Origin of the sequence: Microbacterium sp. JB110 (assembly GCF_003335195.1) — a bacterium.
Lineage (GTDB): Bacteria > Actinomycetota > Actinomycetes > Actinomycetales > Microbacteriaceae > Microbacterium.
Map to the genome: position 1 here is coordinate 12,303 of NZ_QPGM01000008.1, position 12,014 is coordinate 24,316.

12 protein-coding genes and 1 riboswitch are annotated in these 12,014 nt (G+C 70.0%); of the genes, 8 read left to right on the plus strand and 4 right to left on the minus strand.

Annotation, left to right across the window (positions count from 1 at the left end):
* Positions 1–14: 14 nt before the first annotated feature.
* On the minus strand, positions 15–2,006 hold the full coding sequence (locus tag CIK77_RS13555; RefSeq protein WP_087055114.1) for a hypothetical protein: 1,992 nt from the start codon (positions 2,004–2,006) through the stop codon (positions 15–17).
* 71 nt (positions 2,007–2,077) lie between these two features.
* Here CIK77_RS13555 and CIK77_RS13560 point away from each other — a divergent pair, with 71 nt between their 5' ends.
* The 4 genes from CIK77_RS13560 (at position 2,078) to CIK77_RS13575 (ending at position 5,572) form a co-directional block, all read left to right on the plus strand.
* On the plus strand, positions 2,078–2,425 hold the full coding sequence (locus CIK77_RS13560) for a hypothetical protein (protein WP_087055113.1): 348 nt from the start codon (positions 2,078–2,080) through the stop codon (positions 2,423–2,425).
* 38 nt (positions 2,426–2,463) lie between these two features.
* Positions 2,464–2,572: riboswitch (TPP riboswitch) on the plus strand.
* Positions 2,565–3,179 carry an ECF transporter S component gene (locus tag CIK77_RS13565; protein WP_087055112.1) on the plus strand — a complete coding sequence of 205 codons (615 nt, stop codon included), beginning with the start codon at positions 2,565–2,567 and terminating at the stop codon, positions 3,177–3,179. It overlaps the preceding riboswitch by 8 nt.
* Positions 3,180–3,191: 12 nt before the next feature.
* On the plus strand, positions 3,192–4,781 hold the full coding sequence (locus CIK77_RS13570) for an ABC transporter ATP-binding protein (RefSeq protein WP_087055111.1): 1,590 nt from the start codon (positions 3,192–3,194) through the stop codon (positions 4,779–4,781).
* Between the two features lie 8 nt (positions 4,782–4,789).
* Positions 4,790–5,572 carry an energy-coupling factor transporter transmembrane component T family protein gene (locus CIK77_RS13575; protein ID WP_087055246.1) on the plus strand — a complete coding sequence of 261 codons (783 nt, stop codon included), beginning with the start codon at positions 4,790–4,792 and terminating at the stop codon, positions 5,570–5,572.
* 31 nt (positions 5,573–5,603) lie between these two features.
* On the opposite strand, the gene CIK77_RS13580 is transcribed toward CIK77_RS13575, so the two are convergent.
* Positions 5,604–6,251, minus strand: coding sequence for a YigZ family protein (locus tag CIK77_RS13580; RefSeq protein ID WP_087055110.1), 648 nt, complete (start codon positions 6,249–6,251; stop codon positions 5,604–5,606).
* A gap of 22 nt (positions 6,252–6,273) precedes the next feature.
* On the opposite strand from CIK77_RS13580, the gene CIK77_RS13585 reads away from it, so the two are divergent.
* A complete protein-coding gene (locus CIK77_RS13585) occupies positions 6,274–6,558 on the plus strand; it encodes a hypothetical protein (protein WP_087055109.1) in 285 nt (94 codons plus the stop codon).
* Between the two features lie 53 nt (positions 6,559–6,611).
* Positions 6,612–7,637 carry a DNA glycosylase AlkZ-like family protein gene (locus CIK77_RS13590; protein ID WP_087055108.1) on the plus strand — a complete coding sequence of 342 codons (1,026 nt, stop codon included), beginning with the start codon at positions 6,612–6,614 and terminating at the stop codon, positions 7,635–7,637.
* A 126-nt stretch (positions 7,638–7,763) separates the two neighbouring features.
* Here the strand turns inward: CIK77_RS13590 and CIK77_RS13595 are convergent, their stop codons facing one another.
* Positions 7,764–8,768, minus strand: a complete 1,005-nt coding sequence (locus CIK77_RS13595) for a TIGR03617 family F420-dependent LLM class oxidoreductase (RefSeq protein ID WP_087055107.1) — start codon at positions 8,766–8,768, stop codon at positions 7,764–7,766.
* Positions 8,769–9,320: 552 nt separating this feature from the next.
* Between CIK77_RS13595 and CIK77_RS17930 the strand changes: the two genes are divergently transcribed.
* Positions 9,321–9,968, plus strand: coding sequence for a GntR family transcriptional regulator (locus tag CIK77_RS17930; protein WP_249268599.1), 648 nt, complete (start codon positions 9,321–9,323; stop codon positions 9,966–9,968).
* 63 nt (positions 9,969–10,031) lie between these two features.
* Here CIK77_RS17930 and CIK77_RS13605 read toward each other — a convergent pair whose 3' ends face one another.
* On the minus strand, positions 10,032–10,568 hold the full coding sequence (locus CIK77_RS13605; protein ID WP_087055105.1) for a hypothetical protein: 537 nt from the start codon (positions 10,566–10,568) through the stop codon (positions 10,032–10,034).
* 200 nt (positions 10,569–10,768) lie between these two features.
* Here CIK77_RS13605 and rlmN point away from each other — a divergent pair, with 200 nt between their 5' ends.
* The gene (rlmN, locus tag CIK77_RS13610; RefSeq protein ID WP_087055104.1) at positions 10,769–12,013 is read left to right on the plus strand and encodes a 23S rRNA (adenine(2503)-C(2))-methyltransferase RlmN; all 1,245 of its coding nucleotides are present in this window, start codon (positions 10,769–10,771) and stop codon (positions 12,011–12,013) included.
* Position 12,014 lies beyond the last annotated feature (1 nt).

The window sequence follows — 12,014 nt, forward strand, 5'->3', positions numbered from 1 at the left end:
AGGCGGAACCGGACTCAGCTCAGGCCGAGAAGCTCGAGCGGGTGGGTCAGGCGCCAGCCGAGCTCCGGGCCCGAGATGTCGCCCGACAGGTCGACGCGAACCGACGCGTCGACGAACGAACCGGAGGCGCTCACGTCTCCGACCTCATCGCCGGCGCTGCGTCCGAGCACGTCCGAGAAGGTCGTGGTGATTTCAGCGGAGTCGCCGTCCCACAGCACGAGGGACAGGTCCTCCGGCGTCACCAGGTCAGCACTCTCGCCCCACGCCGTGGTGACCGAGCCGACGATCGTCTCGCCTGGCACGACAAGGGTCGATTCGGTCACGGCCGCTGTGGCGTCTTCGAGCAGGGTGCGCGCGACGATGTCGCGGCCGACGTTGTCGGGCTGGCCGAGGATGGAGGCGACGACCGTGACGGTCTCCCCCGCTGAGTCGACTTCCTTCGCGACGACGAGGTTGGAGTTGTTCAGCAGGGTGCCGGTCTTGAGCCCCACCACTCCCTCGTCATCGATGAGGGGGTTGGAGTTCTCGACGAGGCCGGCTCCCGGAAGCTCGACCTCTTTCTGCTGCACGATCTCCGCGACCACCGGATGCTCCAGCGCGAGGGCGCCGAGTCGGGCGACGTCGGCCGGTGATGACGTGTTGTCCCAGTCGATGCCGGAAGGCTGCACGACCGTCATCGACGTGAGGCCGTTGTCCTCGAGCCAGGCGGGCGCCTGGGCGGCGAACTCTTCGATCGATCCGAACGTCTCGATCACCAACCGGTCGATCCAGTTGTTCGCGGAGCCGAGCAGGACGCCCTGCAGCATCTGGTACTGCGTGAGGGAGCCGTCGACCGGCACTTCGAGACGGGACTCGCCGCGAGAGGCATATCCCCAGTACGCGTTCTGGTCGTCCCAGGTGAAGGCATAGGACGGACCCTGTTCGCCGGATTCGAGCGGCTGCTGGTCCAGGACCATGAGCACAGAGACGAGCTTGGTGATGCTGGCCATCGGGCGTTCGTCGCTCGACGAGGAGGCGACGTCTCCCGTGTGGCCGACAGCGGCCACGGCGGCACCGCCGTCCTCGGGCCACTGCGGCTCGAGCGTCGGGCCCTCCGGGCTCTCAAGGGCGACCTTCTCCACGGTGGGCGTGACGTTGTCGAGCGGCCATGCCGCGCATGAACCGACGTACACGCCGGCGAGGACGACGGCCGTGAGGATCGGTGCGAGGACCGGCCACGCCGAGCGCCTGCGCTGGCGGACGAGCGGCTCAGGCTCGCCGTCGGTCTTCGGCTTGCGCGGGGCGCGATCGTTCGCGACGATGTCCGCCGTGCTCACCCACGCCAGCGCGGGCCTCTCGCTCGGGGCTTCGTCGCGCTGTTCGTCGCGCTGTTCGTCGGCAGCGGCACCAGCTGGATCGATCATCGTCGCGTCCATGGCGACGGTGGAGACCTCGGCGACCGGCATGGCGACGGTCGGCTCCGGCTCGTACGGCGACGTGCCGTCACGCGCGCCGGAGGCTTCGGAGGCTTCGGAGGATGCGACGTGGGTCAGGTCGTCTTCCGCGGCAGGCGCGGCGCTGTCGGCCTGGCCGGATGACGCTGCCGCGTCGGCCGCGGCAGCGGGCGTGGAAGTCGCGATCGGATTCGCCCGAGTGTCGTCGTCGATGTCATCTGCGGGAGCATCCGGTGCCTCGTGCGGCATCTCCGCGGCCGATGCCGTCGCCTCATCCGGAGCCTGCGCGCGCGGTGCGTCGCTCTCATCCGGAGCGTGCCGCTTCGAACGGCGCGAGCGGAAGGCCCCGCCGACCCGTGTCGAGACGGGAAGCGCTGCGTCGTCGTCGCCCTGCTGGCGCCTGGCGCGGGCCTCGCGGCGGGTCATCCTGCGCGGCGCGGCGTCCTCATCGGTGTCGGGCTCGAGGTCGCTCAGCGACATCGCGCGCAGCTGCTCCGGCTCGCTCGAGTCCTCCGCGGCGGGCTGCGAGGCGCGCGGTGTCTCGTCGGCGTTGTTGACGTCGTCGGTGGGCACGAGGCTACGCTACCGCCCCTCGCGCGGGATCAGCTGGCGGAAGCCTGTAATGACACCGGTAGCCTGGGCCGATGGAGTGGATAGAGCATCGGCGCGGCATGGACGGCGAGCTGCTCGGCTGGATGCGCCCGGCCGACGACGGATTCGTCGTGATCGACCTGCTCGGGCGTGAACTCACGGGCGTCGTCGACTGGTTCGAAGCGGAGGAGACTCTCGACGAGCTCGGCATCGGATACCTCGCAGACCCGTACGAGATGCGGCTCGACTCGGGTGGGTGGTTGCGGGTGCGCATCGCCGAGGCGACCCCGCGCCAGGTGCGGGTGAAGAAGGACGACTGGGGTGACATGACGGCAGACCAGGTGTACTACGCGCTGCCGTTCCCCGTGCCGACCGACGCCCTGCGCGCACTCTCGCAGTAACACGGGGAGAGATGCGGCACCGGATGTTCTATCCTGGTGCGGACAACCACGGGAGCTCGCCGAGCGGGCTGAGAGGAAGCGAACCGCGCTTCGACCGTCGAACCTGATCTGGGTCATGCCAGCGAAGGAAGGAAACCTGATGAGCAATTCTGCTGTGCCCACTCGCCGCACCTGGCGCGTCGTGGACATCGTCGTCGCGAGCGTCGTCGGCGTCGCGGCCGGTGTCATCTTCTGGCTGTGGGGGCTGGCCTGGCCCGTCTTCGACAGCGTGCTGTCCTTCACACCGGGACTGTCAGGCCTGACCGCCGGTGGCTGGCTGTTCGCCGGCGTGCTCGGCGGCCTGATCATCCGCAAGCCGGGTGCCGCGTTCTACACCGAGGTCGTCGCGGCCGTCGTATCGATGGCGCTCGGCACGCAGTGGGCGACCGAGACCCTCATCTGGGGGCTGATCGAGGGGGTCGGCGCCGAACTCGGCTTCGCGATCCTGCTGTACCGCAACTGGCGCCTGCTCGGCGCGCTGAGCGCCGGCATCTTCGCCGGGCTGTCGGTCGCGATCCTCGACACGACCTTCTCCTCGGTCGCCGCTCTTGCGGTCGAGGCGCGCACCATCTACTTCTTCGCCGCGGTCGTCTCTGGCATCGTGATCGCCGGCATCGGGTCGTGGGCCCTGCAACGCGCTCTGGCCGCGACCGGGGTGCTCGATCGATTCGCTTCCGGCCGCGACCGACGAGCGAGGCGCGGTGCGCCCGCCTAGGCGGAGCTCCGGATGAGCGATCTGTCGCGGCCGGCCGCGGTCAGCGCACGCAGCTGGGGCTGGCGCCACGCGGGCCGCGAGGAGTGGGCCGCGCGCGAGCTGAGCCTCGACATCGCCGCAGGGGAGCGCGTGCTGCTGCTGGGCGCGAGCGGCTCGGGCAAGTCGACGCTGCTGCGCGCCATCGCGGGCGTGCTCGGCGGCGACGAGGACGGCGAAGCCCGAGGCGAGCTGACCATCGACGGCGTGCCAGCGGCGCGGGCACGGGGCCGCGCCGGGCTCGTGCTGCAGGATCCGGATGCCCAGGTCGTGCTGGCCCGTGTCGGCGACGACGTCGCGTTCGGCTGCGAGAACCTCGGTGTCGAACGCGACGAGATCTGGCGCCGCGTTCCGCCGGCGCTCGCGGCGGTCGGCCTCGACGTCGCGCTGGATCGGTCGACGTCCGAACTGTCTGGCGGGCAGAAGCAGCGCCTCGCGCTCGCCGGAGCGCTCGCTATGCGTCCGGGACTGCTGCTGCTCGATGAACCGACCGCCCAGCTCGATCCTGCAGGGGTTCTGGAGGTGCGCGACGCCGTGCTCGGCGCGATCGGGACCGGCGGCGCGACACTGGTGGTGGTCGAGCATCGGCTGGACGCGTGGGTCGACCACATCGATCGTGTGATCGTGCTCGGCGCGGACGGCCTGATCGCCGACGGCTCTCCGGATGAGGTCTTCCGCGAGCACGCCTCCGGGCTGGCGGATGCGGGAGTGTGGGTGCCGTCGCGGTACACCAAGCACACGGTGCCGACCTCGCGCGATGCCGAAGACGGGTCAGGCGACATCGGCGCCGGAAGGAAGCGGCGGGAGACGGGCGGACCGGGCACAGTCGTCGCTGAGGCAGAGAAGCTGGCGGTCGCGCGCGGCGGCGGGATCGTCGCGACCGGGCTCGACGTCCAGGTGCGCGCCGGGAGAGCCCTCGCCGTGACGGGCCCGAACGGCGCGGGGAAGTCGACCCTCGCCCTCGCCCTCGCCGGGCTGATCGCGCCGGCCGACGGCTCGTACGTCGCGCCGTCGCTGGCGGGGGAGCTGCCGGAGCGCACACGCTGGTGGCGGCGCCGGCGCGACCTGAGCAGGCCCATCGAATGGACCTCACGAGAACTGCTCACCCGGATCGGCGCCGTGTTCCAGTCGCCAGATCACCAGCTGATCGCGCCGACCGTGCGCGCCGAGCTCGAGATCGGCCCGCACGCGCTCGGACTCTCGCCGGAGGAGACCGCCGCGCGTGTGGAGCCGCTGCTCGACAGGCTGCGTCTGCGCCACCTGCAGGACGCGAACCCCTTCACCCTCTCCGGTGGCGAGAAGCGCCGGCTCACGGTCGCCGCCGCTCTTGCCACGCGGCCGAAGGCGCTCGTGCTGGACGAGCCGACCTTCGGCCAGGACGCCCGCACCTGGCGCGAACTGGTCGCGATGCTCGCCGCGCTGCGCGACGAGGGAACGGCACTGGTGCTCGTCACGCACGACGAACCGCTCGTGGCGGCACTCGCCGACGACGTGCTGCGTCTCGACCCTGCCGGTGCCGATCATCCGGATGCGGTCAGTGCTGCAGGTGCGGGAGGCGCCTTGTGAGTCTGGTCATGATCGATGCACGGCACTCGCCGCTGGCCGGGGTGAATGCGCTGGCGAAGCTCGTCGCGACGCTGATGCTCGGCATCGCACTGATGCTGTCGATCGATCCGGTCTCGGCGGGCGTGAGCCTCGTGCTGACGCTCGCCGTGCTGCCGTTCGCCCGGCTCGGCGTCGCCGACGTGTGGCGCAGAACCTGGCCGATCGCCGCGGCCGCAGCCGTCGCCTCTGTGGCGACCGTGCTCTACGGGCGCCCCGCGGGGCAGATGTATGTCGAGTGGGGCATACTCCGCATCAGCGACGGATCGATCGACCTCGCGCTGGCGATCCTGCTGCGTGTGCTCGCCATCGCGCTGCCTGCGGTCGTGCTGCTGTCGACGACCGACCCCACCGACCTCGCCGACGCACTCGGTCAGATCGTGAAGCTGCCGGCCCGATTCGTGCTCGGCGCGCTGGCGGGCCTGCGTCTGGTCGGGCTGCTGATCTCCGACTGGCGCGAGATGTCGCTCGCGCGGCGCGCCCGCGGTGTCGCCGACCACGGCAGACTGCGCAGGTTCCTCGGTATGGCGTTCGCGCTGTTCGTGCTGGCGATTCGGCGAGGCACGCACCTGGCCACCGCGATGGAGGCCCGCGGCTTCGGCGCGGACCCTCGTGAGGTGCGCCGCACGTGGGCACGCCCGTCCGTGCTGCGCCTCCGCGACGGCGCGCTGGTGCTGCTCGCCGCCGTGATCGCCGCGGTGAGCATCGCGGCGGCGATCGCCACCGGCGCCTGGACGTTCATCCTCACCCTGTAGAACGCCCGGACCGACTCGGCGCCGTTGCGGGTCAGACCGGCACGTCGACGACGTGCGTCTCGCCTGTCTCCGGTTCGACGGACCCGGACGACCACGCCGCGATGTCGTCGCGCAGGCGCGGCAGCGCCTCATCCGGGGCCCAGACACTCAACCGAGCGGACGCTCCGTACTCCGTCTCGCCCAGCACGGCATCATACGACCCCGCCCACGCGCGCAGCTGGTTGTCGTACCGCCCGGCGTCCGCGTGCGAGACGTCGAAGGCGACGTGTGTGAGGGCACGCCGATGCACGATCGTCGCCTCGTCGAGCGCGTCTGAGACCGCCTGTCCGTATGCGCGGACGAGCCCGCCCGCCCCGAGCTTGATGCCGCCGAAGTAGCGGGTGACGACCGCGACGACGTCGGTCAGGCCGCGACGGCGCAGCACCTCGAGCATGGGGACGCCGGCCGTCCCCGACGGTTCGCCGTCATCCGACGAGCGGGCCTGATCCGCCGTGAGTCCCGTCACCATCGCCACGCAGTTGTGGCGCGCGTCCCAGAACTCCTTGCGGATGGTCGCGATGAACGAGTCGGCATCGGCGACGGATGAGACCGGCTGCAGGTGCGTGAGGAACCGCGACCGCTTGATCTCGAGTTCGTGGTCCACGCGCCCCGCGATGGTGGCGGGATACGCGTCTGGCATCCTTCGAGGGTAGCGTCGGAGCATGGACGCAGCTGTCGATGTGAAGGCACTCGCCCTCAACGTGGAGATTCCCGAGCACCTGCGCTGGCGCGACGAGAGGCGCGGGGAAGAGTCCGAGCTCCAATCGATCACTGTGCGGCTGTTGCCGGACGACACGCTCGCGGCGAAGGCGTACGGGCGTCCGGTCGCGGGAGGCAGGGGTGCATACGTGTCGTTCGCCGTGCGACGAAGCCCCGAGATCGACGCGCTGATCGCGGAGGCGGCCGACGAAGCCGCGCGCCGGTGGTCGGCGCACGACGGCCTCTGAACCGGTGGGCCCGAGTTCCTGCTCTCCGGCACCCGGTGCCCTACCCTGAACCCATGCAGACGCTGACCCTGTCGGAAGCCAGGCGGTCGCGATGGGGCGCGCAGCTGCTCGGCGGCTCCGAGCTCACGCCAGTCGACGTCGTCGACCGCGCGATCGCGCTGCAGGGGCAGGATCTGCCGGCCGTGCTGCGGGCGATCGCGATGCGTTCGCGACCTGGCACGACCGTCGACGATGTGCGCGCCGCGTTCGACCGGGGCGAGCTGGTGCGCTCGTGGCCGGTGCGCGGCACTCTGTTCGCCACGACGCCGGCGCACCTCGCGGCGCTGCTGTCGCTGACCGGCGAGCGCATCCACCGTTCCACGGTGCGCCGTCGTGCGGAACTCGGTCTCGACGACGGCACCGTTGCCCGCTCCGGCGAGGCTGCGCTCGACGCGCTCTCCGACGGCGGCCTCACCCGCGCCGAGCTCCTCGCGGTGTGGAAGAACGAGGGAATCGACACCGCAGGCGGTCGCGGCTACCACCTGATCTTCCACCACGCCGTCTCCGGCACGTGGCACTGGGGATCGTTCCGGGGCGAGGAGCAGCTCCTCGCCCCGTCCATGGACACACCGACGCCCTCTCCTGATCCGCTGCCCTTGATCATCCGGGGGCTCGTGACGGCGCGCGGTCCGGTGACCGAGGTCGACCTCGCCTGGTGGCTCAAGCTGCCGAAGACACAGGTGCGGCGTGCGATCGCCGCCGCGGACCTCACCGAGATCGTGCTCGACGGTGGGCCCGCCTGGATCGCCGACGAACCCGCGACGGATGCGCCGACCGACACCTTCGCGCCGGCGTTCGACGAGTGGATCCTCGGCTACCAGGACCGTTCCTTCACGGCGTCCTCAGCGATGCAGACTGCGCTCGTGCCTGGCGGCAACGGAGTGTTCCGCCCCGCGGTGATCGTCGACGGCGTCACCGTGGGCACGTGGCAGGGACGCTCGAAATCGCGCAGAGAGCCCTCACTCGAACTCGTCGAGAAGGTGCCGGCTGCGACCCGGCGTCGGCTCGAGGCCGCGCTCGCCGCCTGGCCCCACGCATAGGTGGATTCGGCGCGCTTCGCTACGGCGAGATGCCCCGTTCCAGTCCGAAACCGCGACCAGAACGGGGCGTCTCGACAAAGTCCAGGCACTTCGCGAGCGTGGCGCGGGCCACGGCGGCGCCATGGGTCAGGGGATGGCGGCGAGCTCGTCCGGGGCGGCTGGCGCGTTCACGCAGATCGTATCGGCGAGCCCGCCGAAGCGATTCGTGAGCAGGGCGCGGATGTCGCCGGGTGCGCCGGAGACGCAGAAGGCGTCGAGCATTTCGTCGGTGATCGAAGCGGCCATCTCGCCCCACTCGCCGCGGCGGGATGCGGTGTGCAGCCGGTCGGCGGCGTCCTCCCAGCCGTGCCGCTCCATCACGGGGCGATAGGCGGGCGTCGAGGCATAGAACGCGATCTGCTGGCGAACGGTCTCCTCCTGCTTCGCGCGTGAGGGCTCGTCGGCCCCGGCGATCACGAACGGCTGGAGCACGACATCCGGAACGTCGCGATCGGCTGAGCGCGCGCCGGACTCGAGGCGGGGGAGCGAGACATCGGCGAGGTACTCGCGGGTCGTGAACGCGTGCGCCACGAAGCCGTCTGCGACTTCACCGGCCAGCGCCGTCATGCCGGGGCCGACGGCCGCGAGCCAGATATCCGGATTGCCGAACGGGTTGGGTCCAGGATCGAAGAACGGCGTCATCAGGGTGTGCCTGTAGTGCTCCCCGCGCACGTTCAGACGCTCGCCGGTCCGCCACGAGTGCCAGATCGCGCGCACGGCGCCGACGAACTCGCGCATGCGCGGCACGGGCGCGGACCACGGCATCGAGAAGCGCTTCTCGATGTGCGCCTGCACCTGTGAGCCGAGGCCGAGCGCGAACCGGCCCCGTGCGGCCAGATGCACGTCGTTGGCGGTGGTCGCCAGCGTCATCGGGTTCCGCGCGAACGCCACCGCGATCGCCGTGGCCACCCGCACGCGCTCTGTCGCCGCCCCCGCCACCGCACAGCCGACGAGAGGATCGTGCTGCGTCTCCGCTGCCTGCACGCCGTCGTAGCCGCTGCGTTCGGCGAACGTCGCCGCTTCTGTCAGCCCTCGAGGCGACGCGTCGCGGGCGCCCAGCTCGAGCCGGATGGTCTTCGCTTCTTCGCGCATGATGCTTATCCTGATCGGGGGTGACCGGCATCCGGAAATGATTTGTGGGAATGCCACTGTCGAGCCGTCGCGGCAGCGGGCGAGATTCCCGGGCGCACGGAGGGACGTCGCCCCATTCGCAGTGTGTGAAAGCACCCGCTCCGGTGAAGACCGCGGGCGCGAGCCCACGTGGGGCGTCGCGTCGAACGCACGCCTTCGGCGGCTCCGCGCGCGAATCCGCGCTTCTTGTACGAATGCGCAACAGTTCGCCATTCGGCGAATCCGGGGTGATATCCTTCGCCGACAAGCACAAGCAGTACGTTCGACGCGGTCAGCAGACGCACACCAGGCATGGATATGAACGTGTCACGCTTGTGCTGCACGGAGGTTGGGGGATCTCCGTTCGGAAGGCGAATCGCCCGAGATTCGCAACGGCGAGCGAACGCGTTCGCCGTCCGTGAAGCCGCGAGCCGTTGAGGCTCACATGCGGAGGGGAACAATGAACAAGTCGAACGTGCGCATCTGCGCGCCGCTTCAGCGTACGGCACGACCGGCGCCTGTCGGTGAGCGATCATGATGCTCCGGATGGGCCTGCCGGATCTGGTAGGCGGCGGCCCGCTGCAGGTCTCGTCGCAGCGCCTTTCCGAGGGCGTCTACGACCGTCTGGTCACCGACATCCGCACCGGCGTGCTCCGGCCAGGAGACCCGCTGCGCGACCGCGACGTTGCTGAGCACCTCGGGGTCTCCCGCACGCCGGTGCGCGAGGCCATTCAGCGACTCGAGCGCGCCGGACTGCTCGACGTGTGGCCGGGGCGCCAGACGAAGGTCCGCGAACTCGGCGGCGACGACACCACTCGCCTGTACGAGTACTTCGGCGAGCTGTGCGCCATGCATGTGCGTTTCGGGATGGGTCGTGCCGGCGATCCGGATGTGGATTGCGAGCCCGTGCACAAAGCCGCTCGCGGCCTGGCCGAGACCGACGAGGCCGCCTGGGCGGATGCATTCGTCGGCTTCATGGAGAAGGTCGCCGCGTGCGATGTATCCGTGCGCGGCCGACTGCTCGAAGACCACCTGCCGCTGATGAGCATCGTGCTGCGCCGCGCTCCCGAGATCGCGGGTGACCGGCTGCAGCTCTCCGCCGATCTGAACAGCGCGGTCGAGCGCGGCGAGACCGACGCGGCGACCGACGCCATCCGGGCCCTGTTCGGCCTCGACGGCTGAGATGACGCAAGCGCGGGCCGGGAGAGCAGCTCTCCCGGCCCGCGCTTCAGTGCGGTGCGCGTGTCAGGCGCAGACCTCGCCGAGTTCGGTCGAGGCGGCGGTGAGGTCCTCGGAGGCGCCCGTCACCTGTTCGGTGAGCTCGGTGACCTCGGTGGCCGCATCGGCGGACGTCGCGTCGATCTCGGCCATCTTCTGCGAGACCTGGTTGACGGTCTCGTAGCTGTCCGCGTACTTCGTGAAGGTCGTGCTGACCTCCTCGTTCGTGACCTGGTCGTTGATCGACGCGATCGTCTCGCTGGTCTCACTGATCAGGCTGTTGAGCTTCTCGGTGTCCTGCGAGGTCGCGGCCGACATGATCTCGGAAGTGCTCTCCGAGAGATCGGTCAGGCCGGTGACGACGATCTCGCACGCGTCGGCGACGCTCTGGTCGGATGTCTCTGTGGTCGTCTCTTCGGAGGTGGACTCCTCGGTCTGCGACGACGCATTGTCGTCGGCCGGAGCATCCGCCGAGTCGTCGGAGCCGCAGCCGACCAGCGCGGCGGGAATGAGTGCGAGAGCGCCGAGCGCGATGAGCGCGCGTCCGCGACGAAGGGTAGCCATGTGGACTCCTCAGAGCAGGCGGGGGAGCACAGGAAAGTCATCGGACGCGTCCCCCCGAAGTTCCGCGCCGACAGTCACAGCCTATGACTCTGTGCCTGGGTCGCCGATGGGGAGAAGTGCCCTGGCTGGTCGCTGCGGCATCCGGATGCCGCAGGTGCCGTCCGTATGCCTTTCAGGCCGGGCCCCGTACCCTTTGAGGTATGACTTCCTCGGAGAGCGCGTCGCGACCTGCCACGGCTGAAGGCCCGGGCCCTGTGCGTCAGGTGCGCCCGAAGGCGGAGGGGTGGCAGCAGGCCAAGGACGCCGAGGGGCGTCCGCTGCTGCAGTTCGCCAGCCCCAAGCGCGGCAAGCCGCCCGTGCATCTCGCCGACCTCACCCCGGAAGCGCGTGTCGAGAAGGTCAAGGAACTGGGCATGCCTGGATTCCGTGCCAAGCAGCTCGGTACGCACTACCTGCAGCACTGCACGTCGGACCCGGAGCGGATGACCGACCTCCCGGCGGAAGGCCGCGACGAGCTGGTCGCCGGGCTGCTGCCGACGCTTCTGACCGAGGTGCGCAGGCTGCAGACCGACGACGGCGACACGATCAAGTTCCTGTGGAAGCTGCACGACGGCGCCCTGGTCGAGTCCGTCCTCATGCGCTACCCCGGTCGGATCACGCTGTGCGTGTCTTCGCAGGCCGGGTGCGGCATGAACTGCCCGTTCTGCGCGACCGGTCAGGCCGGTCTCACCCGCAACATGTCGGCGGGCGAGATCGTCGAGCAGGTCGTGCGCGCCAACGCGCTGATCCGCGCGGGCGAGCTCGGCGAGTCCGAGCATGACGACGAGCGTGTGACGAACATCGTCTTCATGGGCATGGGTGAGCCGCTGGCCAACTACGCCAGGGTGATGCATGCGGTCAGGGTGATGACCGACAAGAAGCACGGCATGGGCATGAGCGCCAGGGGCATCACGATCTCGACCGTCGGCCTCGCTCCGGCCATCCGGAAGCTCACCGACGAAGACATCCCGGTGACGTTCGCACTGTCGCTGCATGCGCCGGATGATGAGCTGCGCGACGAGATGATCCCGGTGAACTCCCGTTGGAAGGTCGACGAGGTGCTCGACGCCGCGCGAGCGTACTTCGACAGGACCGGCAGACGGGTCTCGATCGAGTACGCGCTGATCCGCGATATGAACGATCACCCGTGGCGCGCCGATCTGCTCGCCGACAAGCTGCACGCGCGTGGCAAGGGGTGGGTGCATGTCAATCCGATCCCGCTGAACCCGACGCCCGGCTCCGTGTGGGATGCATCGCCGAAGCGCGCGCAGCAGGAGTTCGTGCGACGGCTCAACGACGCGGGCATCCCCACCACGATCCGCGACACCCGCGGCAAGGAGATCGACGGCGCCTGCGGCCAGCTGGTCGCGACCGAAGACGACGAGAAGGCCGCGACCTCGTCCTGAG